General features: G+C 60.7%; 20 protein-coding genes. 11 read left to right on the plus strand and 9 right to left on the minus strand.

Annotated features, from left to right (window positions below; genetic code table 11):
* Positions 1-75: 75 nt before the first annotated feature.
* From VGD45_RS16265 to coaE, 7 genes are all read left to right on the plus strand, one after another.
* Positions 76-1,935: a hypothetical protein gene (locus VGD45_RS16265; protein ID WP_331156381.1), complete on the plus strand. Its 1,860-nt coding sequence runs from the start codon at positions 76-78 to the stop codon at positions 1,933-1,935.
* 199 nt (positions 1,936-2,134) lie between these two features.
* Positions 2,135-2,665 carry a pilin gene (locus VGD45_RS16270; protein ID WP_331156382.1) on the plus strand — a complete coding sequence of 177 codons (531 nt, stop codon included), beginning with the start codon at positions 2,135-2,137 and terminating at the stop codon, positions 2,663-2,665.
* Between the two features lie 110 nt (positions 2,666-2,775).
* Positions 2,776-3,288, plus strand: a complete 513-nt coding sequence (locus tag VGD45_RS16275) for a pilin (RefSeq protein WP_331156383.1) — start codon at positions 2,776-2,778, stop codon at positions 3,286-3,288.
* Positions 3,289-3,490: 202 nt separating this feature from the next.
* Entirely contained in the window at positions 3,491-5,230 is a 1,740-nt protein-coding gene (gene pilB, locus VGD45_RS16280; RefSeq protein ID WP_331156384.1) for a type IV-A pilus assembly ATPase PilB, read from the plus strand.
* 17 nt (positions 5,231-5,247) lie between these two features.
* The gene (locus VGD45_RS16285; RefSeq protein WP_331156385.1) at positions 5,248-6,465 is read left to right on the plus strand and encodes a type II secretion system F family protein; all 1,218 of its coding nucleotides are present in this window, start codon (positions 5,248-5,250) and stop codon (positions 6,463-6,465) included.
* Positions 6,466-6,603: 138 nt separating this feature from the next.
* Positions 6,604-7,461, plus strand: a complete 858-nt coding sequence (locus VGD45_RS16290; RefSeq protein ID WP_331156386.1) for an A24 family peptidase — start codon at positions 6,604-6,606, stop codon at positions 7,459-7,461.
* A 54-nt stretch (positions 7,462-7,515) separates the two neighbouring features.
* Positions 7,516-8,169 (plus strand): dephospho-CoA kinase, encoded by a 654-nt coding sequence (gene coaE / locus VGD45_RS16295; RefSeq protein ID WP_331156387.1) that lies wholly within the window; start codon positions 7,516-7,518, stop codon positions 8,167-8,169.
* Here coaE and VGD45_RS16300 read toward each other — a convergent pair.
* Positions 8,157-9,572 (minus strand): OmpP1/FadL family transporter, encoded by a 1,416-nt coding sequence (locus tag VGD45_RS16300; protein ID WP_331156388.1) that lies wholly within the window; start codon positions 9,570-9,572, stop codon positions 8,157-8,159. The two genes, coaE and VGD45_RS16300, sit on opposite strands and share 13 nt — an antisense overlap.
* A gap of 163 nt (positions 9,573-9,735) precedes the next feature.
* Here VGD45_RS16300 and VGD45_RS16305 point away from each other — a divergent pair, with 163 nt between their 5' ends.
* Positions 9,736-10,626 carry a DUF72 domain-containing protein gene (locus VGD45_RS16305; RefSeq protein WP_331156389.1) on the plus strand — a complete coding sequence of 297 codons (891 nt, stop codon included), beginning with the start codon at positions 9,736-9,738 and terminating at the stop codon, positions 10,624-10,626.
* Between the two features lie 3 nt (positions 10,627-10,629).
* Here VGD45_RS16305 and VGD45_RS16310 read toward each other — a convergent pair whose 3' ends face one another.
* Together VGD45_RS16310 and VGD45_RS16315 are read right to left on the minus strand one after the other, a co-directional pair.
* On the minus strand, positions 10,630-12,108 hold the full coding sequence (locus VGD45_RS16310) for a glycine betaine ABC transporter substrate-binding protein (protein ID WP_331156390.1): 1,479 nt from the start codon (positions 12,106-12,108) through the stop codon (positions 10,630-10,632).
* Complete coding sequence (locus VGD45_RS16315) at positions 12,101-12,856, minus strand: ATP-binding cassette domain-containing protein (protein WP_331156391.1); 756 nt, start codon at positions 12,854-12,856, stop codon at positions 12,101-12,103. The genes VGD45_RS16310 and VGD45_RS16315 overlap by 8 nt, the downstream gene beginning before the upstream one ends.
* A gap of 112 nt (positions 12,857-12,968) precedes the next feature.
* Here VGD45_RS16315 and VGD45_RS16320 point away from each other — a divergent pair, with 112 nt between their 5' ends.
* From VGD45_RS16320 to VGD45_RS16330, 3 genes are all read left to right on the plus strand, one after another.
* Positions 12,969-15,380: a membrane-bound PQQ-dependent dehydrogenase, glucose/quinate/shikimate family gene (locus tag VGD45_RS16320; protein WP_331156392.1), complete on the plus strand. Its 2,412-nt coding sequence runs from the start codon at positions 12,969-12,971 to the stop codon at positions 15,378-15,380.
* 2 nt (positions 15,381-15,382) lie between these two features.
* Complete coding sequence (locus VGD45_RS16325) at positions 15,383-16,324, plus strand: MoxR family ATPase (RefSeq protein WP_331156393.1); 942 nt, start codon at positions 15,383-15,385, stop codon at positions 16,322-16,324.
* A gap of 140 nt (positions 16,325-16,464) precedes the next feature.
* Positions 16,465-17,871 (plus strand): VWA domain-containing protein, encoded by a 1,407-nt coding sequence (locus tag VGD45_RS16330; RefSeq protein ID WP_331156394.1) that lies wholly within the window; start codon positions 16,465-16,467, stop codon positions 17,869-17,871.
* 32 nt (positions 17,872-17,903) lie between these two features.
* Here the strand turns inward: VGD45_RS16330 and VGD45_RS16335 are convergent, their stop codons facing one another.
* From VGD45_RS16335 to VGD45_RS16360, 6 genes are all read right to left on the minus strand, one after another.
* On the minus strand, positions 17,904-18,347 hold the full coding sequence (locus VGD45_RS16335) for a hypothetical protein (RefSeq protein WP_331156395.1): 444 nt from the start codon (positions 18,345-18,347) through the stop codon (positions 17,904-17,906).
* A gap of 345 nt (positions 18,348-18,692) precedes the next feature.
* Positions 18,693-19,079 (minus strand): tetratricopeptide repeat protein, encoded by a 387-nt coding sequence (locus VGD45_RS16340; RefSeq protein WP_331156396.1) that lies wholly within the window; start codon positions 19,077-19,079, stop codon positions 18,693-18,695.
* Positions 19,080-19,458: 379 nt separating this feature from the next.
* The gene (locus VGD45_RS16345; protein WP_331156397.1) at positions 19,459-19,800 is read right to left on the minus strand and encodes an SMI1/KNR4 family protein; all 342 of its coding nucleotides are present in this window, start codon (positions 19,798-19,800) and stop codon (positions 19,459-19,461) included.
* Positions 19,801-20,195: 395 nt separating this feature from the next.
* A complete protein-coding gene (locus VGD45_RS16350) occupies positions 20,196-21,116 on the minus strand; it encodes a stomatin-like protein (RefSeq protein ID WP_349263298.1) in 921 nt (306 codons plus the stop codon).
* 66 nt (positions 21,117-21,182) lie between these two features.
* On the minus strand, positions 21,183-21,620 hold the full coding sequence (locus VGD45_RS16355; protein WP_331156399.1) for an NfeD family protein: 438 nt from the start codon (positions 21,618-21,620) through the stop codon (positions 21,183-21,185).
* Between the two features lie 94 nt (positions 21,621-21,714).
* Positions 21,715-22,827, minus strand: a complete 1,113-nt coding sequence (locus VGD45_RS16360) for a hypothetical protein (protein WP_331156400.1) — start codon at positions 22,825-22,827, stop codon at positions 21,715-21,717.
* Position 22,828 lies beyond the last annotated feature (1 nt).

Below are 22,828 nucleotides of genomic sequence, written 5' to 3' on the forward strand. Positions count from 1 at the left end.
ACAATGAGAGCCAGCGCACTATCTGCGGCGCCGGTCGGCAGCTATCCTCCGCGCCGAGCCGGCCAGGAACCTCGCATGCGCCTTCAGATTCGCTCAACTCCGCTGCTGCTATGGCTGGCGGTCAGCTGTATTGCCGCGTTGTCCTGCAGCTTGGGCATATCGGCCGCACGCATCGGCGGCGAATACTTTCCTTTCGGCGTGGACAGCTTTTATCACGCGGTCCGGATTCTCGACGCTGTGGACGATCCCGGCTCGTTCTACGAATTCGATCCGAAGATCCATGCTCCCGAAGGCAGCCAGCTGGTCTGGCCGTGGGGCTACGACTATTTCATGGCCAAGGCGGTAAGCGCAGCGCTGGCGGTCGGCCTGGGATCGGACCCGCTGATGATTCTGCTGTGGATTCCAGTGGCCGCGGTGTTTGTCGGCACGGGACTGTTGATGCTGGTCGCACGCCGCATCGGACTGGGGGATTGGGCGATGGCCCTCGCCGGACTGTGCATGGCGCTGAGCTCGAGCACACAACTGCTGTATATGTTTGGCGAGATAGACCATCACTTCGCCGAGCACATTTGCATCCTAGCCGCGCTCGCCGCTGGTCTTTCGTGGTTCAAATCGCCGAGCAACGCATCGGGCGTAGCGTTGGGAGTTACGTTCGGCGTCGCCATGGCAGTTCACAATGCGCTGTTCATTCTCCAGGCGCCCTTCCTGGCGACGGCGCTGGCGCACTGGCTGCAAGGCCAGCGCGCCCCGCTGCGACCCGTGTTTGCATTCGTCGCGGCGTTGTTGATCTCCGCGCTCGCGATCCTGGTGCCTTCGGATCCGTTTCGAAACTTCAGCTTCGAGTTCTACCTGCTTTCCTGGTTTCACTTTTATGTGGTGTGCGGCACGGCCGTGGTCATGGTGCTGCTCACTCAATTGCAGCCGACGCGCCGTAACTTCGGCGTGCTGATGGCAATCGCGGCCATCTTGGTGGCGCCGCTGTTCAATCAGATCACCTACGCGCGCTCGTTCGTAGACGGCAGCCTGGGCATGCTCGAACAGGTCCTGGAGATGCGCTCGCCACTGCAAATGGTTCGTGACGGCGAGTTTGGACGCCTCACTGCCTTCTATTCGGCGCTGTTTTTCCTGGCGCCCGTCACTTTCGCCCTGTGCGCCGTGCGGCTGTGGCGGGAACGAACCAGTCACCGGCTACTGTTCTGGATCTGGTGCGTGTTCGGATTGGCGCTGATGATGACGCAGATCCGCATGCACTACTTCGGCACCTTCGCCTTGTATCTGCCTTGGCTGCTGGTCGCGCAAGAGATCGGCTCACGGCATCCGGAACGGCACAAACAGAGTTTACTGGCTGCTTCGCTGCTGCTCGTTCTGGCCTACACCCCAGCGCTACGCTACGAGCTCATCGCGCCCGCGCCGAAGGCCGGCGAGCGCTGGTTCCTGCCCCTGTATCCGATGTTCGAGCCGCTGCGTAAGGCGTGCGCTGAAGATCCAGGGGTGGTGCTCGCCGACACCAACGCCGGGCACTACATCCGGTACTTCACGAATTGCTCGGTCATTGCCAACAATTTCCTGTTGACCGCGCAGCATTTCCAAAAGGTTGACGAAGTTTATCGCCTGTTTTCCCAGCCACAGGAGCGGTTCACCGAACGTGCGCCGTTCGTGAAGTACATTCTGGTGCGCGCTGGCGAGATCAAGCCAAAGGGAAATGGCGAGTTCGATTATGCGTTCTACGGTCAGCTCGCACCGGTGCTCTCCCAGCAACTGCTGCTCGCTCCCGCCGCATCGATCTCGCCGGACTTCAAACTGCTGTACGAAGTCTCGATAAAGATGCCCACGCCGAACGGCGAGCCTCAGGAAGTCCCGTACGCCAAGTTGTACAAAGTCGTAGCGGCGCCGGCGTCGCCACGGACGACGTCGGTGAACGACGTCAGCCAGTGACGCGAATTGTCACTAACTGTCATGGGCGCGCAGGGAGCACCGCGCTCACGCTGTCATAACGTGGACTGTCTCTCAGAAAAGGACAAGATCAAACAGTAACTTAGCAACGTCCGAAACGCCTGGCACGCGCCTTGCTTTAGTGCAGTAGCCGACGCACCAGTCGCTGCTGAGTTTGTTTCTCACCGAGGAGAGTTTGAAAATGTCGAAGGCTCAAAAGGGTTTCACCCTGATCGAATTGATGATCGTGGTCGCGATCATCGGCATCCTGGCGGCGATTGCGTTGCCGGCTTACCAGGACTACACCATCCGTTCGAAGGTGTCTGAAGGTCTGATCGGCGCTTCGTCCGCGAAGGCGTCGGTGAGCGAAGCCTTCCAGACGGATGCGATGGAAGGCGTCGATGCCGCTGCCAACGCCTGGAACAACCAGATCGCCGGCACTGCGACCAAGTACGTGGGCTCGGTCAACATCGACCCGGCCACAGGCGACATCTTCGTCACCTTCCAGACCGGCAATGGCAACGGTCTGCCTGAAGGCGCTACTGGCATGGAAAACAAGGTGCTGAGCTTCCAGCCGCGCGTCGCTGGCGCTGCACTGGACGTCGATTCGGTTGGCTCCATCGACTGGGCGTGCGTGTCCGAGACCACGCAGACTGCGACCAACCGCAACCTGGCGCCTACCACGATCGCGAACGGCGTGCCGTCCAAGTGGGCCCCGTCCGAGTGCCGTTAATCGGTATCGCGGATGCAGCCTTGAGCTGATACGGAGGGGCGCCCACGGCGCCCCTCTTTTTTTGGGCGTGACTCTTAGGGTAGAACGTACAAAAAGGAAGGTTTTTGCCCATGCGCCAACAGTCTGGTTTCACCTTGATCGAGCTGATGATCGTGGTGGCCATCATCGGCATCCTCGCCGCCATCGCCGTGCCCGCCTACCAGAACTACACGGTACGCGCCAAGGTCTCCGAAGGCCTGCTCGGAGCAACGGCAGCGAAGATGCATGTCAGCGAGTCTTATCAGGCCAACTTCGTGCCGGGCCTGGAGAGCGCAGTGGCGTCATGGAATATCAACAGCACGCGCACCAAGTACGTCAACAGCGTCACGCTCGACGTGACTGGAGTCGTGGTGACGACCTTCATCGCGGGCAATGGCAACGGATTGCCGGCCGAAGTGAACGATACGACCTTGGTGCTGACTCCCTCCATGAACGGCCAGCCTCTCACCTCCATGCTGAGCGGCACGCTGGAGTGGGCTTGCACGTCGGAGACGAGCAGCACTGCCGAAAACCGGAATCTCTACGTCAGCCCCGACGTCCAGGGCACGCTGCCAGCTAAGTACGCCCCCTCGGAGTGTCGCTAAGTTCGCTACAGACGCAGCGGGGGAGCACTGCTGCCCCGCTGGGATGGATTGCGGTATCTTCCTCGGCCGTCTCCTACCCGGCGTCGGCCGGGTTGTTCAGGCAGCCGCTGTGAGATATGTCACGCAGCCTCTGCCGCCGGTGTGAGACCATCGGATCAATTTGACAAATACCGCCCTGCGGCGGACCACGGCACGCATTTCAATGGCTGAGAACGTCTCCACAATCCAACAGCGCATGGTGCTGCAGGGACTGCCCCAGCGGTTGATCCAGGATGGGCTGGTCAACGAGCAGACCATGACCCAGGCACTGGTCGCCACCAAGGAAACGGACACCAATCTGGTGTCGCATCTGGTGAGCAATGGACTGGCGGATCCCAAGGAAATCGCCATCGCGGCCTCGCAAGAATTTGGCGTGCCGCTGCTCGATCTCGACTCCGTTCAGATGGACCTGGACGTAGTGAAGCTGGTCTCCGACAAACTGCTCGCCAAGCATCGCGTGCTGCCGCTGCTCAAGCGCGGCAAGCGGTTGTTCGTCGCGGTCTCGGATCCCACCAACCTGCACGCGCTGGACGAGATCAAGTTCCAGACTGGCCTGTCCATCGAGGCGGTGGTCGTCGAAGACGACAAGCTCCAGAAGATCGCCAACAAGACCATGGAGCAGGTCGACACGCAGATGCCGGCGCTCACGGATGACGACCTGGATCTCGAGAACCTCGAGGTCACCGGCGGCGACGACGACGAAAACGCGGCGGCGGCTGCCGGCCGTGACGACGTCGAAGACGCACCCATCGTGCGCTTCGTCAACAAGGTGCTGCTCGACGCGATCAAGCGCGGCGCATCCGACATTCACTTCGAGCCGTACGAAAAGTCATATCGCATCCGCCTGCGCCTGGACGGTTTCTTGAAAGAAATCGCCAGCCCGCCGGTGCAGCTGGCCGTGAAGCTCGCGGCCCGTATCAAAGTCATGTCGCGTCTGGATATCGCCGAGCGCCGCATCCCGCAGGACGGCCGTATCAAGATGCGCATCTCGAAGAATCGCGCCATCGACTTCCGCGTGAGCACCTGCCCCACGTTGTTCGGCGAGAAGATCGTCGCGCGTATTCTCGATCCGTCCAGCGCCATGCTCGGCATCGACGCGCTCGGCTACGAGGAGGCCCAGCGAGATCTGTATTTGAAAACGCTGGCGCAGCCGCACGGCATGATTCTGGTCACCGGCCCGACCGGTAGCGGTAAGACCGTGTCGCTGTACACGGGTCTCAACATCCTCAACAAAGAGGACACGAACATTTCCACCGCCGAGGATCCGGCGGAAATCAACTTGCCCGGCGTCAACCAGGTCAACGTCAATCCCAAAGTCGGTTTGACGTTCGCATCCGCGTTGCGCGCGTTCCTGCGCCAGGACCCGGACGTGATCATGGTCGGCGAAATCCGAGACCTGGAAACGGCCGAAATAGCCATCAAGGCCGCCCAGACCGGCCACCTGGTTCTGTCCACCTTGCACACCAACGACGCGCCGAAGACGCTGACCCGTCTGATCGACATGGGCGTGAAGCCCTACGCGATCGCGACCTCGGTGTCGCTGATCATCGCGCAGCGCCTGGCGCGCAAGTTGTGCAACAACTGCAAGACGCCCATCGACATGCCGGCGGAAGCCTTGCTCAAGGAAGGTTTCACCCCGGAGGAAATCGCCGAGGGCATCAAGATTTTCAAGCCGGTGGGCTGCAGCTCCTGCACCGACGGCTACAAAGGCCGTACCGGTTTGTATCAGGTCATGCCGGTCTCTGAGGAGATCCAGCGCATCATCCTGCAGGAAGGCAATGCGGTTGACATCGCCGCCCAGTCGGCCAAAGAAGGCATCTGGGATCTGCGCAAATCCGGCTTGGCCAAGGTGAAGGCAGGCATCACCAGCCTCGAAGAAATCAACCAGTGTACGGTCGAGTGATTGCAAGGACTTAGCCCATGGCCCAAGTAGCATCCAGCCAGCAATTCCCATTCGTCTGGGAAGGCACGGACAAGAAAGGCAAGCGCATCAAAGGAAAGATGCTGGCCGTGTCCGAAGCCGCAGTGAAAGCGGACCTGCGCCGCCAGGGCGTGCTCGCCAAGAGCGTGCGCAAGGAAGTGCAGCTGTTCAAGAGCGCGAAGAAAATCACGACCGAGGACATCGCGCTATTCGCCCGTCAGCTCGCCACGATGCTGCAGGCGGGTATCCCGATGGTCCAATGTTTCGACATCATCGGTAACGGCCATGACAAGCCGTCCATGCAGAAGCTGGTGCTGGCCGTCAAAGCCGATATCGAGTCGGGCACCTCGCTGCACGAGGCGCTGAGCAAGCACCCATTGTACTTCGACGATCTGTTCGTGAATCTGGTGGAAGCCGGCGAGCAGGCCGGTGCGCTCGAGACGCTGCTCGACAAGATCGCCACCTATAAGGAAAAGACCGAGGCGCTGAAGAAGAAGATCAAGAAGGCGCTGTTCTATCCGACGGCGGTGCTCGGTGTGGCCGTCATCGTCACGGCCATCCTTCTGATTTTCGTGATCCCGCAGTTCGAATCGTTGTTCCAGAACTTCGGCGCCGATCTGCCGGCGTTCACGCAGATGGTCATCAATCTGTCTAAGTTCGTGCAGGCCAGCGGCATCTACATGGCCATCGTGATCGGCGGCGCCGGTTATGCATTCTTCTACTTCAAGAAACGCTCGCGCCCGATGCGTCGTTTTCTCGATCGCATGCTGCTGAAGGCGCCGATCATCGGTCCGATCATGGTGAAGGCTGCCATCGCACGCTATGCACGTACGCTGTCGACGATGTTCGCCGCCGGCGTGCCGCTGGTGGAAGCACTCACCTCCGTGGCCGGTGCGACCGGCAACATCGTCTACGAAGAAGCCACGCTGAAGATCCGCGACGAGGTGTCGACCGGTCAGCGCCTGCAGCGCTCGATGGAAAGCACCGAGTTGTTCCCGAACATGGTCATCCAGATGATCGCCGTCGGTGAAGAGTCCGGCTCGCTCGACTCCATGGCCGCCAAGGTGGCGGACTTTTACGAAGCCGACGTGGACGCGGCGGTGGACGCGATGAGCTCGCTGATCGAGCCGTTGATCATGGCCATCCTCGGCGTGCTGGTCGGCGGTCTGGTCATCGCCATGTACCTGCCGATCTTCAAGCTCGGCGCGGTGGTGTAAGCTCGCCGCCAGCGAGTTTCGTTCCAATAACTAACGACGCCGCGCTAAAGCGCGGCGTTTTTTTACCCCCTTATGCAGGATGTGCTCGGCTCATTGGTCTACCTGCTGACGACGTCACCAGCCGCATGGATCGGGCTGATGCTCGTCCTCGGCCTGCTGGTGGGCAGCTTTCTCAACGTGGTCATCCATCGTCTGCCCATCATGATGGAGCGCGAATGGAAGGCGCAGGCCGAAGAGATTCTCGGCGCGAACCCTTACGACCCGCCGCGGGCCGAGCCCGTTTCGAACCCGCCTTACAACCTGGTCGTGCCCCGCTCCGCCTGCCCCAAATGCGGCGCGATGATCACAGCGCTGCAGAACGTGCCGATCGTCAGCTACGTGTTCCTGCGCGGCGCCTGCGCCAATTGCGGGGCGAAGATCTCGATTCGATATCCGTTGATCGAGTTGTTCACCGGCCTGCTCTCGGCGGCCGTGGCGTGGAAGTTCGGCGTGACCTGGTACTGTGGAGCGGCACTGCTGCTCACCTGGGCGCTGGTGGCGCTGAGCGCCATCGACTTCGATCATCAACTGCTGCCTGATCAGATCACTCTGCCGCTATTGTGGTTGGGCCTGCTGCTCAGCCTTGCGCCCACGCTGCCGACGCTTGGCCTTCCAGTCGATACCTCCTCCAGCCTCATCGGCGCGGCCGCGGGTTATCTGGCCCTGTGGAGCATTTATCACCTGTTCAAACTGCTCACCGGCAAGGAAGGCATGGGCTACGGCGACTTCAAGTTGCTGGCCGCCCTTGGCGCCTGGATGGGTTGGCAGTCGCTGCTGGACATCATCCTGGCGTCGGCGTGCGTCGGCTCGGTGGTCGGGATTGCGCTGATGATGCGGGGACGGGATAAAAACATTCCCATTCCCTTCGGGCCATTCCTCGCGGCTGCGGGCTGGATCGCGTTGATGTGGGGCGATCGCCTGCCCGGCCGACAGATGCTGGCGGGTAGTTTTTATTAATACTGCGACGTCTGCATTTGCCCAGGCAGCGACGGACTCCTACACTCCAGGACGATGTCCTCGTCCACTAACAGACCTTTCCGGCCACTGCTGATCGGGCTCACCGGCGGCATCGCCAGCGGTAAAAGCGCCGTCGCGGAGATCTTCGCGCAGCTTGGCGCACCAGTGCTGGATACCGATCAGATCGCACGCGACGTGGTCGAGCCTGGCACACCCACGCTCGCAAAACTGGTCGCGGAATTCGGCAGCGAGATTCTCGATGACAGCGGCCGCCTCGATCGCGCTCGTATGCGAGAACGGGTATTTGCCGATCCTGCGCAACGCAAGCGTCTCGAAGCGATCACTCATCCAGCGATTCGGGAAGAACTGGCCGCGCGGGCCCAGCGGGCGGAAGGCCCCTACCAGATTCACGTGATTCCTCTGCTCATCGAAAGCGGCCGCGCCGAGCTTTACGATCGCGTGTTGCTGGTGGACACCAGCGAAGAAGAACAGATGAAGCGCTTGATGGCGCGCGACAACTCCAACAAGGAGTTGGCCGAGCAGATGCTCGCCGCACAGGCCTCGCGAGAAGATCGTTTGGAGGCCGCCGACGACGTCATCGTCAACACCGGCACGCTGCAGGATCTGCATCGGTTCGTGCAGACCCTGCACCGTAATTACACGCTGCTCGCCAAGCGGATCAACGCGGAAGAAGCTCAGAACTTATAAGCGACCTGCGCGCTGACGATATCGACGGCCGACTCCTGCTCGCCGATCAGGAAGCCACGCGCGGCGGGATTGCCATCGTCCTGATTCATCCGCGCATCCTCCGCGAACAAATGCGCGTAACCGACGTCGACAACCCACGAGTTGCCGGGATTCCACTGCGCGCCGACGGCCACCCAGGTGCGATCCGAATCGGGAAGCCGAGCCGTGCGGGTGCTGTCTGGAACATTGGTTTCGTCGTACGCGACACCGCCGCGTAACTTCCATTGATCGTTGAGCTGATACGTCGCGCCCACCGCATAGCGCCAAGTATCTTCCCAGCGCTCCGGCGTCACTGACAGCACCTGCCCGGAATCGCGCACGATGCGTAGCTCTTGAATGCTGCTCCAGCCCGTCCATGCGATGTCGGCCATCAACTCGACCTTGCCCATGCGGTGATACAAAGACGCGGTCGCGATGTCCGGTAGTTTCAAATCCACGCTCGCCGGACCGGTCGCGAGTTGACCGCCTGGCGCCGAAGCAGCGGCGATGATGCCAGCGCCGATGGGATTCGATGTGGTGGCAGGACGGAAGCGCACGCTGCCTTCCAACGTGTAGTCCACCGTCGAGCGATACGACAAGCCTACGCGCGTGTCATCTGAGAATTCATATAACAGGCCCGCATTGAATCCCCACGAGCTGTCATCGCCTCGCACGGCTGTGTGACCTTCGAGACCACCATTGGCCTGGATGAGTCCCGGAATGGACGAAGCGGGCAACTGACCTGCCGCGACGAGGCTCTGCAATCCTTGCGCGACGACCGCGGTGTAGTTCACGGCATTGGTCAATTCGGCCTGGATGCGCTGATAGTTCGCACCGACGCCGATACTCAGCTGCTTGCTCAAGCGCCACGACACGGACGGATTGAAGTTATAAGTCTGGATTTCTGAATTGAGCGCCTGAAAACGTCCCATCCAGCCATCGTCATACTCCAGCTTCAGGCCGAACGGCGCATTCACGCCGAGCCCCACCGCGAACTGCTCATTCAATGGCATCGCGAAATAAGCGGCAGGCACTGCGTTCCAATCGCCCGCGTCGCCCCCGTCGTTACCGAGCGGCTGGCCGAGAGCAGCTTGTGAGTTGCCATTCTTGAATTCCGAACCGATGAGCACGCCGCTGGCCACGACCATCAGTTCCTTGTCAGTGAGCCTGGCCATGCCGGCGGGATTGTAAAAGATGGTGCTGGCATCGTCGGCCGCAGCCGCGGTGCCTGAAAACGCCGTTCCCAGCCGACTCGCGCTTTGCTCCAGCAATGCGAAGCCCGAGGCAAACGCACTGCCCGATGCGCAACAGAGCAGCGCTCCCACTGGCAATGCATACCGACGCACCGTCCAACGGTTCGCCACGGACAACATTCCTTCACTCATGATAGGCACCCATCTTGGACCGAAAGACAAATGCAAGAAAAATCAACGCGCGCTTGCAGACATAGTTCCGATGCAGCATCGGGTCTTGACCGAGCGTGCGCGAATATCGCGAAAAGCGAAGCCGCGGTCGGGCACCTAGCCCGGCCATGGACCGTTTCGAAACATGGGATCACTGCAGCACAGGGCTCGTATTCGTATCGGGATTTCCGGGTGGCGCTACACGCCATGGCGCGGAGTGTTCTATCCGAAGGATCTGCCCCAGCGCCTCGAACTGCACTATGCCTCGCGCGAGCTGCCAACCATCGAGATCAACGGCTCGTTCTATTCCCTGCAGTATCCGGCAAGCTATCAACGCTGGCATGACGACACACCGGCGGACTTCGTGTTCGCGGTGAAGGGGCCGCGGTTCATCACGCACATGAAAAAACTGCGCGACGTGGAAACGCCGCTGGCGAACTTCTTCGCCTCGGGCGTGTTCAATCTGCGCAATAAGCTCGGGCCCATTCTCTGGCAATTTCCACCCAACTTCCGATATGACCCGCAGAAGCTCACAAAGTTCTTCGAGCTGTTGCCGCGAGACACCGAGGCGGCGCTGCAGCTGGCACGCCGGCGCGATGCTCGCATGAAGGGGCGCTCGAAACTCTCGATCGACGCACGCCTGCCGCTACGGCATGCATTCGAGATCCGGCACGAGAGCTTCTGCGATCCCGGCTTCATCGATCTGCTTCGCGATCATAACATCGGGCTGGTGATCGCCGAGACCGCCAAGCGCTTCCCGATGATGCACGACATAACGGCCGACTTTGTATACATGCGTCTGCATGGGGACAAAACGCTCTACCAAAGCGGCTATAGCGATCGCGCGCTGGAGAAATGGGCAAGGCGCATCAAGGCGTGGCAGCGAGGCAGCGAGCCGCGCGATGCGGAGAAGATTTCGAAGCGCAAGCCGCCTACTTCGAAACCGCGGGACATCTATTGTTACTTCGACAACACGGATGTGAAGTTGCGTGCACCCGTCGATGCCCGGACGCTGATTCGCAAGCTGAAGCTGTAGAGATTACTTCGCAGTCACCCAACGGCGCTCGATCCAGCCGAACACCCATTGCACGAGCAGCGCGAGCACAGCTGCGGGCACTGCGCCTTCGAGAATTAAATTCGTGTCATCCAGCCGGATGCCCGTGAGAATGGGCTGACCATAACCACCGGCGCCAATCAGTGCGCCGAGCGTCGCCGTGCCTACGTTGATCACGGCCGCGGTTCTTATTCCTGCAAGCATCGAGCGCGCCGATAGCGGCAGCTCGACAAAGCGCAAGCGAGCCATGCGTGGCAAGCCGAGCGCTTCGGCAGACTCGCGCAGGTCGCGAGGAATATCAGCCAGGCCGGTGTGAGTGTTCCGCAAGATCGGCAGCACGCTATACAAGAACAGCGCGACGATGGCGGGCGCGTAACCAATGCCGAGCCAGGGAATCAGAAACACTAACAGGGCGAGCGCAGGGAGCGTTTGCAACACATCGGCGACAGCAAACACGACGCGACCGACACCGCGACGATAGAAGGCCACGATTCCCAGCGGTACCGCCACCAGTATCGCGAGCCCCAAGGAGATCCCGACCATCGCGAGATGCTCCTTGGTTCGTCGCCAGATGCGTGCCGATCTCGAATCCACTTCGATGTGGGACACGACGCCCAACTGCTCGTGAAGGAAGCTGGCGGCAATCTGCGACTCGGGCTCGCGATCCAACGCAGCGCGGGCATTCATTTTCGTCATGGCCTTTTCGTCGATGCGACCGCCGAGGCGGTTCAGCGCATCGCGGATTGCATCCGGCACGTCGTCGCGACAAACGAAAATGGCGTCGTAGACTGGAAAGAACTTGGCATCGTCGGCGAGCGTCGTGAGATCGTAGTGCACGATCTCGGCGTCGGTGGAATACAGATCGGTGAGATCTAGCGATCTCGACGCGAGCCCGCGGTACGCCAGATCATGGGACAGCCCGCGAACATCCTGCTGCGGCAAATGGTAGTGCTCACGGATCCCCGGCCATCCATCGCCGCGCTCCATGAATTCATTGCTGAATCCGAATCGAAGTGTCGGATGATCCGCCAGCTGGGACATGCGAGTGATGCCCAACTCCGCTGCGCGGTCGCGCCGCATGCCCAGCACATAGGTGTTGTTGAAACCGAGCGACTTCGAGGTCCACATCGATTCGCGCGCCAGGACCTCGCGCAGTTCATCGTCGCTGCGCAGAGGTTGAGTTGCGAAGATTTCGGTTCGCAGCGTGCCTGTGTACTCGGGATAACACTGGACATCGCCGCGGACCAACGCACTCCACAGCACTCGAGTGCCGCCGAGCTGGCGGCGATGCTCGACATCGAAGCCTGCTTCCTTTGTGAGCTGCGCGGCGAGCTCGCCGAGAATCACCGACTCGGTAAATGCCTTCGACCCGATGACCGTCGTTGCCGCGAGCGTAGTAGCACTCGACATCAGTCCTGCAACGATCAGCGCGAGACCTGAGAACCAGCTGCGAGTTTCAGACATCGAGCGCCTCGGCATGCAAGCCGCGCTGAGCCTTCACGAAGTCGCTCACGAACTGCTCCGCGGGCGAGTCCATGAGATCGCGATACGTTCCATGCTGGACGATCTTTCCCTCCCGCATCAACACGATGTTATGCGAGAAGAACGCCGCCTCCGCCATGTCATGCGTCACCAGCAACACGGACTTGCGCAGGCGCTGAAACAAACGACGCAGATCCTCCTGCAAACCATGCCGCACCATGGGATCGAGCGCACCCAGCGGTTCGTCCAGCAACAACACCGCCGGATCGAGCATCAGGGCCCGCATCAGACTGACCCGCTGCCGCTGGCCACCGGAAAGATTATTTGGAAAGCGATCGAGAGCATCGCGTGGTAGCTGCACCAGCTCTGCGAGCTCGGCGACGCGATCTGCGATCCATTGGCGTTCCCTTTTTAGGAACCGCGCTGCGAGCGTGACGTTATCCACGGCGCTCAAATGGGGAAACAGGCCGCCGGACTGGATCACATAGCCAATACGATGACGGATCTCCAACACGTTGTCCGGCGCGAGCTTGCGATCGGTGACAACTACCGAGCCCTGCTGTGGCCACACCAATCCGGCCGCGAGCTTGAGCAACGTGGACTTGCCGCAGCCGCTGGGACCGATCAACGCCACCGTCTCGCCCGCGTCGATACGCAGGCTCACATCGTCCACCGCGATCGCGTGCGGATAGCGGTGGCTCACATGCTCGAAGGCGATGGCGCAGCTCATGAGCACGACAGCTTAAAGCAAACCACGCACCACTCCCACCCAGCAGCACAAAGATGCATGTCTTGAATGCTTCGGCTATACATGCAGCAGGGGAAGGAACCTGAGCGATCCAATGAACAACAAGGCCTGGGATGGATGGTTGGATGGCAAGCGCCGGCCCGGGCCGCCTCGCATCTTCGCTGCTCTGCTGTTCCTCGTCGGCCTGATTCTCGCTCTGGGCGGCGGACGCCTGGTAACACTGGGCGGATCGTTCTATTACCTGATCGCCGGATCCGCTCTTATCGCCTCGGCCATCGGGCTGTGGCGGGCGCGGCTATGGGGCGCATACCTCTACGGTGTGTTGACGATCGGCACACTCTGCTGGGCGATCGTCGAGGTCGGTTTCGATGGCTGGGCATTGGCGCCGCGCATTCTGCCTTTCCTGGTGCTCGGACTGTTTCTATTACGGCCCAAGACCCGTCGCGCACTGCTCGGCGCCAAGCCTCGACGTTTGCGCAGCCATCCGGCGACCTGGACGGCGATCGCTCTACTGGCGCCGATCGGTGTTCGCGTAGCACTGCACTCGCCTTATCCATCGCTGCCCTATCCGGACGCTGCCGAGGCGCCGAACTCCCCCACGAGCGATTGGCAACACTGGGGAGGCTTGGCCGCGGGTCGTCGCTATGCCGCGTTCGATCAGATCGACACGAGTAACGTTTCCAAGCTGCGGATCGCGTGGACTTATCGAACCGGAGTTGGCGGCGCTTTCAAAGCCACGCCTCTGCAGATCGGCGACACGCTGTATGTCTGCCTCGCGGGCAACATCATCACGGCGCTGGACTCCGCCTCTGGCGTCGAGCGCTGGCGCTTCGATCCCAAACTCAACGACTCGAAGGTTGGCTTCACGACGACGTGCCGCGGTGTCACGTACTACAAAGCGCCGGAGGGTCAGCTCGAGTGCCCTGAACGAATACTCACTGCCACCACGGATGCACGGTTGATTGCTGTCGATGCTGCCACCGGGCAACGATGTGCCGGCTTCGGCGCGAACGGTGAAGTCAGCTTGCTCACCGGCATGGGCGACGTGAAGCCCGGCTTCTACTATGTGACTTCGCCTCCGACGATGGCCAGCGGCGTCGCCGTGCTCGGTGGCTGGGTCGCGGACAACGTCGAGGTGCAGGAACCGTCCGGCGTCATTCGGGGCTTCGACCCTACCAGTGGCCGGATGTTATGGGCATGGGACATCGGCCGTACCGAGCCCGTGACCGAGCTGGCGCCGAACGAAACATTCACACGCGGCACTCCGAATGCGTGGAGCGTGTTCAGCGCCGATGACGAGCTCGGCATGGTCTACATTCCTACCGGCAATGCCACGCCTGATTATTACGGCGGGCATCGCTCGCCGGAATCGGAACGATTCGCCAGCTCCGTCGTCGCGCTCGATGCGAAGACCGGGACGCTGCGCTGGTCGTTTCAGACTACGCATCACGATATCTGGGACTACGATGTTCCTTCGCAGCCCGTTCTCGTGGATTTCACACCTTCGGACAAAGCCGAGAAAGTCCGCGCACTCATCGCTCCGACCAAGCGCGGCGAGCTGTTCTTACTCGATCGCGCAACGGGCCAGCCATTGGCGGAAGTTGAAGAGCGTCCGGTCCCGCAAACCGATGTTCCTCACGAGTGGACGGCGAAGACACAGCCATTCTCCGTGGGCATGCCGGGCTTCAATCGCGAGCCGCTCACTGAAGCCAAAATGTGGGGCATCACGCCCATCGATCAGATGCTTTGTCGCATTCAGTTTCGTCGCCTGCGTTATGAAGGGCCGCTCACGCCGCCGTCGTTGCGTGGAAGCATTCAGTTTCCAGGGTTTGCGGGCGGCATGAACTGGGGCAGCGTTGCCGTCGATGAGCGCACTGACGTGGTCATCGTTAACGTGCTGCAGTTCGCGAATCACGTGCAGTTGTTTCCTCGCGCTTCGGTGAACAACGAGACAGTGCTTGGTTTTGGCGGCGGTCGTCAGCTCGGCACTCCGTATGCCGCGTTCACGACTCCGTTTCTGTCGCCCATCTTCGCTCCGTGCCAACAGCCACCTTACGGCGAGATTGCCGCCGTCGATCTGCGTACGCGCTCGGTGCTCTGGCGGCGGCCGCTGGGCTCAGCAAACGAGCTGGGGCCTCTTGGTTTCAAGTTCCGGCTCCCGATTCCCATGGGCGTGCCGTACTCCGGTGGCACTGTCGTCACCAAGGGCGGGCTCATCTTCATGGGCGGCACGATGGATCGCCGCTTCCGAGCGCTGGAATTGAGTACGGGCAAGATACTGTGGAGCGACGTGCTGCCTAACAATGCGCAGGCCACGCCCATGAGTTATGTGTCTCCTCAGACTGGCAAACAGTACGTTGTCATTGCCGTTCCCGCGGTGAACACACCCGAAGACAGCCACGCGGCCGAGCCAGAGGCGCAACGGGGCGCAGGAACGGCCGCGCCGGCTGCGGATGCCGGTGGGTGGCTGATTGCATATGCGTTGCCCGAGGTGGACACTCAGTAGCTATGGCTGACATTCCAAGCATTGCCGCGTCCGTTCCTTCTCTGAAACAGCATCTGGAAGCGCACCGCTACATTTGCTCGGATCAGATCGCTACGGCGGTCTATCTCGCTTATCACCTGCGCAAACCGGTGCTCATCGAAGGCCCGCCCGGCGTCGGCAAGACCGAGCTGGCCAAAACCACGGCGCAGATGTTCGAGCTGCCGTTGATCCGCCTGCAGTGCTACGAAGGCTTGGACGAAGCCAAGGCGCTGTACGAGTGGAAGTATGGCAAACAGTTGCTCTACACGCAGGTGCTGAAGCAGACGCTCGACGAAGTTCTGCAGGGCGCGAAGGGCTTCGCCGAGTCCGTGAAGCGGCTGCATGAGTTCGGCGATATCTTCTTCTCGGAGGAGTTCCTGGAAGCGCGCCCGCTGTTGAAGGCGTTACGCGAAGAGCGCGGCTGCGTGCTGCTGATCGACGAAGTGGACAAGTCCGATCACGAGTTCGAGTCGTTGCTGTTGGAGATGTTGTCCGATTACCAAGTCTCCATTCCCGAGATCGGCACTGTAAAGGCGAAGCACACGCCACCGCTGGTATTCTTGACCAGCAACAACACGCGCGAGATCTCCGACGCGCTCAAGCGTCGCTGCCTGCACTTGTACATTCCGTTTCCTGACATCGCGCTGGAACAACGCATAGTTCATGCTCGCGTGCCCGAGATCGCGCCTCAGTTGCGCGAACAGCTGGTGCGCTTCATTCACGATCTTCGCGAGCTCGATCTGAAGAAGGTGCCTTCGATCAGTGAGACGATCGACTGGGCTCGCACACTACTTCTGCTGCATGCCGACCGGCTCGACCCGGAACTGGTTCGCAACACCATGAACGTGATCCTGAAGTTTCAGGAGGACATCGAGAATGTGCAGCCGGAGCTGAGGACGCTGACGGATAAGGCCGTGCGTTCCTGACCCTGCGCCGGATTCTTATCATGAGCATCGCTCGATAGTTCTGGAATGCCATGGACCAGTTGCTGACCAACTTCATCCGTGCGCTTCGTAACGCTGACGTTCGCATTTCTCCGGCGGAGACGCTGGATGCGTTCAGCACGGTGCAGCTGGTCGGCTATAGCGATCGCCAACTGCTGAAGCACAGCCTCGGCCTCGTGCTTCCTAAAACGTTGGACGAGAAGGCCGTGTTCGATACCTGCTTCGACCAGTTCTTTTCTTACCGTGAACGCACGTCACTGCGCTCGCCGGACGCACCCCCTCCCTCGGATCAGGACACGACGCCAGGTGATCGCAGCGACGATCCGCAGGCCGGCAACGGCGATGCCGGCGGCGACGCTCAGGGCAAACGCACTGGCCGCGGTGATGGTGGTAGGGACGCAGCTATCGTCACTCGCGAAGCTGCCGATCCCGGCGAGCTTCTCGACCCCGGCGAAATGTCCGCGCCTCAATCCGCCCTCGGCCAGCTTCTGACTCGCGCCAACTCAATCGAAATCAACATCGCCATCAACGCCGCCGGCCAGCAAGTCAACGTGCACGAGATCGAGCTATTTACGCAGAAAGGTGTCTACACCCGTCGCATCCTCGAAGCGATGGGTCACTCCGACCTTCAACAGGAGATCTTTTCTCTCATCGACAGCGCAGCCATCCCCGACTGCCGCCTCGCCCAGGACCTCACCCGCCGCCGCGACTGGCTCCGCGAACGCGTGCGCGATTACGTCGAGCATCAGTTCCTCTTACACGCCGACGTCACTGGCCGCCGCCTTCGGGAAAGCCTGCTGAAAGATCTTCGCCTCTCGTCCGTGGAACAGCGCCATCATCGCCTGCTTCGCGAATTGGTCCAGCGCATGGCCCGTAAACTCGTCGCCGCCTACTCCCGCCGTCGCAAAGTATTCCGCCGCGGCCAATTGCACGTGCCTCGCACCCTGCGGCGGAACATGAAGTACGACGACGCCATCTTCGACCTGCACTGGAAGTCCGTTAAGACTGACCAACCTAAAGTCTTCGCCATCTGCGACGTCAGCGGCTCGGTCGCCAACTACGCTCGCTTCATGCTGATGTTCCTTTACAGCCTGGAAGAAGTGCTTCCGAAGGTCCGTTCCTTCGCCTTCTCCTCCGACCTCGGCGAAATCTCCGACCTCTTCGCGCGCAACGACATCGAAGACGCTATAGCCCTGGCGTTACGCCAATACGGCAACGGTTCCACCGACTACGGCCAGGCGCTCTCCGACTTCCGCAAACTCTGCCTGGACGACATCGACCGGCGCACGACGGTGATCATTCTGGGCGACGCGCGTAACAACTACGGCGACGCGCGGACAGATGTGTTGAAGGAAATCTACGACCGTGCCCGTCGCGTGCTCTGGCTCAATCCCGAACCTCGATCGATGTGGAACACGGGCGATTCAGAGATGCGGTATTACGGGCCCTATTGTCATCAGGTGCAGGAGTGCGGCACCGTGACGCAACTGGAAACCGTGGTAGCACGGCTGCTGCGATTGAGCAGTTAGCGCTAGAGCCTTTCCACATCGGGGCCACTGAGTTACCGAGTGCTTCTAGGCGATTTTGCAAGCTCGATAACGAGACCCAGCAGATCGGGCTCCGCAAGGAATGGGTCGCCCAGCAGCTTGTTAGTCAATCCTCGATGAAAGGGATATTTATATCTCAAGGCAGCTATGGTCCGGTTCTCCTGCCGAACGGTGAAGCTGCGCTCGGTGACCGATTGCTTCAGGTCGATCGAGACTGGCCCGCTGGACAAGTCGAAGATCGAGCTATCGATCACCAGCCATAGCTGCCGAGCATAGTCTGGGGCGGTCTCAGCAGAGGCGCGACTGCCGGCGAAATAAGCAACGAATGTCTTGCCGATCGAAGTTTGCATCCAGCAACCAAAACCCAGCACCTGAGCCTCATCGCTCCATTGGGTAGCGCCACCGACCTTAATATCGACATTGTTTATTTCAAGCACATAGGCATTGACTCTATCCATGAAATCCCGCACCACCACTCTCGGCGGTGCAAACGGATGGGGCGACGTACCGGGAGCGCCATTCATAGTAGCGGAAGAAATAAATCTTTCCCCTTTATCCTATCTCTTCGGCTATCGGTATCTACGCCGCCGCTTGGCTGCAGGGGCGCGCTTTCTCCGCTTCTGAACGTGCTCCATCATCACAAAGACGATGCTCAAAAGACATACCGTCAGGCTTGCGACAGCCTCGTACCCTGGGTAAAACCGCTTGGCCAACAAGATCGCGCACAGCACCGCACCAAAGAATCCACCGACTCTAGTCAGAAAGGCTTTTGTGTCTTGCGACAGCTTCATTTGATACAACACTCACAGCGAACGTCGCGCCGAAATCCGATCGAGCAACGCGTCCGGTTCGCCCAAGCTCAGCGCCCGTTCGTACCAGCGACGCGCTAGCGTATACCGTCCTTCATTCCGATAGCTCACTCCGATGTTGTACGCACCGGAAGCGTTGCCCCGCGCAGCTGACATTCGATAGCAAAGCACGGCCCGTCGTTTATCCGGCCTCGTGCCGATGCCTTCATCATAGAAGTAACCTAGATTCAGGCGAGCGGGGGGCTCACCTTTACGCGCCGCGAGCTTCATCAGCTCGAAAGCTTTCCGATGGCGTCCGCCATCCCACAGCGCGCACGCTTGTTGCCATAGCTCGATTGCCTTCGGACTATTCGAGCGCGTCCTGCCTCGCCCCGTCGTCATGTCCTGGTTACCGCGTTGCTGTACGCATTCTCCAGCGCGAGGAGCGCAGGTAGCACTGAAGGATGCCTTTCAACCCACACCGAACCCAGGCATTCGGCCACGGATTTGCCATTCAACACAGCATTGAGCCCCGACAATGCCTCGCTGATGTCTGCCGTGGCGCAATGCCTTCCCAAGTCAAGTGACCGGTTCATGACTTTCTCGGCGACCGCATGATCCTCCGGTCCCGTCGCTTCGACCCACTCCTTTTAAATCGCGGAGGTCAACTTACCGGCACACCGATGCAATTCGTTTCGGTCTTGACGTCTCATACTACAACTCGATCGCTCGAAGACTTTCGCTCACGTCCGCTTTGCCTGTGAGTGGCAGTTTAGTGCCTCTACCAGTCGTACGCCCGCGTCTCGAGCTCATCGACCCAATCCTCCAACTTATAGTCACGACGGATGAGCTCTTCCAGGAACTCCGTGAAGCTCGCCGAAATCTTCGCGTAAACAGGCTCGGATCGAGATAAGTAGTAGATATGGCGCTCCGAAGCATCGAACGCATAGAAGTTACCCAGACCATCCTGCGCGAATATCGCACCTCCTTTGAGTTGGCCGGTGCGAATCGCTGCAAACCACTGCGCACGAAAGCTTAGGTCATCATCAAGGTCTCCGTAACCGACCTGCAGCAGCCACTCGCGTAAATCATCCGGCAGCGGCACGCCAATCGTAGTCTCCACTGCGTGTATCTGTCGGGCGAAGCCTGCGCGTACGGCCTGAATATCGAATTTCGCTTGGAAAGACCTTTCCGAGTTGCTGCAAGAACTACCTGTACGAGCTCAGCAATTGTCATCGGTGCGCCGCTTCGATTCCACCATCAAGCACTCGGCTTACTTCAGCGATCAATATGAGTGATGCACGGTAAGAGCATTGATGCACTCCTCCTGGAGCGCGGCGATCGAGGGTCGCACCGAAGAATGCTTCTCGACCCACACCGGATCGAGGCATTCAGCGACGGATCTGCCATTCAATCCTGACGTCTCAATCCTTAACCCTCAGGCTCCTAGTCTCAAGCTCACTGCGAGATCGCCGGCGCTGGCGGCAAACCGCGCAGCGCCGGATTTGAATCAGCCGATCAGCCAGCCACCTTGCTCTGCTGCTTCACCACGCTCGTCGCCATGGCGATCATCGAAGAAATATCGCTCAGCGTGGCCGGCACGATCAGCGTGCTCGACGCCTCATCGGCCAGCTTGCCGAACTGTTTCACGTACTCCTCGGCGACGCGAAGTTGCATGGCTTCCATGCCGCCGGGGCTGGCGAGGGCTTCGCCGACGCGTTTCAGGCCTTCAGCGGTGGCGGTGGCGATGGCCATGATGGCTTGGGCCTGGCCCTGCGCTTCGTTGATCTGCTGTTGTTTGGTGGCTTCGGACTCCTTGATGACGCGCTGTTTCTCGCCCTCGGCCTGGTTGATCTTGGCGTCGCGGTCGCCTTCGGAGGTCAGCACGACGGCGCGCTTTTCGCGCTCGGCGCGCATTTGCTTTTCCATGGCGTGCAGCACGTCTTTCGGCGGGTTGATGTTCTTGATTTCGTAGCGAAGGACTTTCACGCCCCACGCGCCCGAGGCGTGATCGAGCTCGCTGACGACGTTGGAGTTGATCGTGGCGCGCGCCTCGAAAGTGCGATCGAGATCGATCTTGCCGATCTCACTGCGCAGCGTGGTCTGCGCGAGCTGGATGATGGCGAACCGATAGTTGCTGATGCCGTAGGAAGCGCTGCGAGCGTCGAGCACTTGCAGATAGAGCACGCCGTCGACGCCGACCTGCACGTTGTCCTTGGTGATACAGACCTGCTCGGGAATATCCAGCGCCTCTTCCTTCAGCGTATGTTTGTAAGCGATGCGCTCGACGAACGGGAACAGGATGTGGAAACCGGCCTGCAGGGTGCGGCTGTAGCGACCGAGCGTCTCGACGACGAACGCGCTCTGTTGCGGCACGACGATGGCCGTCTTCATCAGGACGATGACCACCAGGACGAAAATGGCCAGCACCACGTACATGGTTGTGCTCACGAAAACCTCCGGTTTCTTCGAGTGTCGTCAGTTTGTGAAATCGTGGATGGCGCGCTAAGCGACGGCGCGCACCAGCAGAACCAACCCGTCGATGCGCGCGATCACCGCTTCGCGACCGGCTTCGATCGGTCGCTCGTCGACGTTGCGCGCGGTCCAGGATGAGCCGCGGTAGTCGACGCGGCAGGTTTGTGAGGGTTCCAGTCGCACCGGCACGGTGACTCGGTCACCGACGGTCAGCCGCTCTTCGACATGGCCGGTACGCAGGCGCACCAGCTCATACGCACGTTTACGGAACGTCACCATCGTGGCGACGGCGAGCACGGACAGGGCCAGCCACTGCGCCCAGTCCGGCAGATTCAAGCCGCTCAGGCCCAGCAGGCCGACGACGGCGGCGGAGATACCGAAAAACACCAGATAGAACTGCGCATCGAACACGAACATTTCGATCGCGAGCGCCAGTGCGGCGACGACCATCCAACCCCACCAAGGCATGGTGCTTCTCCCTTCGCGAGCCCGGGCAAATCTTACCAGCAGCGACGGCGGACTGACCGGTATTAGACCGCAATCGACCGGTACATCGGATTTTTCAGTCGGCCATTCGCTCCTGGTCCCAGCAGCCCAACGTGCGCACGGCCGGCAACAATGTCTCATCCGCAAAGGCGCACCCAGTTGAGCCCGGATCGACTTGTCGATGGCCGGTCGGCCGGTTACCGCCACCGCTGGCGGCAAGCTCGGTCAACATAGGCTCATAACCCGGGCGCCATGCCGTGATTCCGTCAAACCGTTGGCGCAGCGTTTTCAACATCTGCATGCTGGCGAAATCCAGATCGCCCCAGAAAAACAGCGGTCCCAGCGCTGCGACATCGCCAAACCACCAGCGCTCGAACTGTTCGCGCCGGTCGATGCCAGGACCGCCGTAATGCAGCCGCACGCCCTGGCGGCTGCGAATGCGCGCGGCCGTGCCACGAAAGCCGTGAAGAAACACAATAGCTAATTCCGTGCCGGCGGCGAGCTCGCCATCGATGGCGGCGCTGTAGTTGTCCTGGTTCTCGATGAACAAAACGCCGTCGAAACGCTCCGGAAGATGCACGGTCACCACGATCGGGCGCTCTCGAACAGGCAGATCGGGAAACAGCGCAGCGATCAGCTCGCCGCGATCGTCCAGCACTTTGGAATCGCCCCAGAATGCGAGCTTGCTGAGTTGGCGCAACGTAGCCGGCCGTCGGACCGAAGCAAGCCCGGCCAGCGCCGTCACGACCTCTCGATCGTTACGACCGGGGCAGGCGATGCGACGAGTCAGCAGCAGCTCATGACCGGAAGGAAACAAATGCGCCTGCTCCTCCACCGCACGACGCCATTGAGCCAGGGACGACTCGGCGCGCGGCCGCTGTAACCACTCCCGCAATACAGGCTCAGCGCCGGGGACAAAGGCGAGCTTGGCATTGTGCCAATCAGGGTCGAGCGCGCCATGCCTGGAGCGCCGGATCTCCAACACCTCGGCGTCGGCCAGCTCTTCGATCAGCGCCCAGGTGTGATCGGCCTGCTCGTCGGCCCGGGCCAGACTCAGCAGATAGCGTTCCGCCGAAAGAAACGTTGCGCGACTGCGATGCTCTCCCGACTGCTGATCGAATCGGTCGAGCGCCGCGGCGAGCAGCGCCCGGATTTCCGGCTCGTCCTGCAACCAGGAAGGAGCGCTCATC

Source organism: Steroidobacter sp. (assembly GCF_036402275.1).
Taxonomy (GTDB): Bacteria; Pseudomonadota; Gammaproteobacteria; order Steroidobacterales; family Steroidobacteraceae; genus Steroidobacter.

What these genes read in the sequence shown, in the direction of transcription:
- VGD45_RS16265 (WP_331156381.1), top strand. Translation starts at nt 76, where the DNA reads ATGCGCCTTCAGATTCGCTCAACTCCGCTGCTGCTATGGCTGGCGGTC.
- VGD45_RS16270 (WP_331156382.1), top strand. Translation starts at nt 2,135, where the DNA reads ATGTCGAAGGCTCAAAAGGGTTTCACCCTGATCGAATTGATGATCGTG.
- VGD45_RS16275 (WP_331156383.1), top strand. Translation starts at nt 2,776, where the DNA reads ATGCGCCAACAGTCTGGTTTCACCTTGATCGAGCTGATGATCGTGGTG.
- pilB (WP_331156384.1), top strand. Translation starts at nt 3,491, where the DNA reads ATGGCTGAGAACGTCTCCACAATCCAACAGCGCATGGTGCTGCAGGGA.
- VGD45_RS16285 (WP_331156385.1), top strand. Translation starts at nt 5,248, where the DNA reads ATGGCCCAAGTAGCATCCAGCCAGCAATTCCCATTCGTCTGGGAAGGC.
- VGD45_RS16290 (WP_331156386.1), top strand. Translation starts at nt 6,604, where the DNA reads ATGCTCGTCCTCGGCCTGCTGGTGGGCAGCTTTCTCAACGTGGTCATC.
- coaE (WP_331156387.1), top strand. Translation starts at nt 7,516, where the DNA reads ATGTCCTCGTCCACTAACAGACCTTTCCGGCCACTGCTGATCGGGCTC.
- VGD45_RS16300 (WP_331156388.1), bottom strand. Translation starts at nt 9,572, where the DNA reads ATGAGTGAAGGAATGTTGTCCGTGGCGAACCGTTGGACGGTGCGTCGG.
- VGD45_RS16305 (WP_331156389.1), top strand. Translation starts at nt 9,736, where the DNA reads ATGGGATCACTGCAGCACAGGGCTCGTATTCGTATCGGGATTTCCGGG.
- VGD45_RS16310 (WP_331156390.1), bottom strand. Translation starts at nt 12,108, where the DNA reads ATGTCTGAAACTCGCAGCTGGTTCTCAGGTCTCGCGCTGATCGTTGCA.
- VGD45_RS16315 (WP_331156391.1), bottom strand. Translation starts at nt 12,856, where the DNA reads ATGAGCTGCGCCATCGCCTTCGAGCATGTGAGCCACCGCTATCCGCAC.
- VGD45_RS16320 (WP_331156392.1), top strand. Translation starts at nt 12,969, where the DNA reads ATGAACAACAAGGCCTGGGATGGATGGTTGGATGGCAAGCGCCGGCCC.
- VGD45_RS16325 (WP_331156393.1), top strand. Translation starts at nt 15,383, where the DNA reads ATGGCTGACATTCCAAGCATTGCCGCGTCCGTTCCTTCTCTGAAACAG.
- VGD45_RS16335 (WP_331156395.1), bottom strand. Translation starts at nt 18,347, where the DNA reads ATGGATAGAGTCAATGCCTATGTGCTTGAAATAAACAATGTCGATATT.
- VGD45_RS16340 (WP_331156396.1), bottom strand. Translation starts at nt 19,079, where the DNA reads ATGACGACGGGGCGAGGCAGGACGCGCTCGAATAGTCCGAAGGCAATC.
- VGD45_RS16350 (WP_349263298.1), bottom strand. Translation starts at nt 21,116, where the DNA reads ATGTACGTGGTGCTGGCCATTTTCGTCCTGGTGGTCATCGTCCTGATG.
- VGD45_RS16355 (WP_331156399.1), bottom strand. Translation starts at nt 21,620, where the DNA reads ATGCCTTGGTGGGGTTGGATGGTCGTCGCCGCACTGGCGCTCGCGATC.
- VGD45_RS16360 (WP_331156400.1), bottom strand. Translation starts at nt 22,827, where the DNA reads ATGAGCGCTCCTTCCTGGTTGCAGGACGAGCCGGAAATCCGGGCGCTG.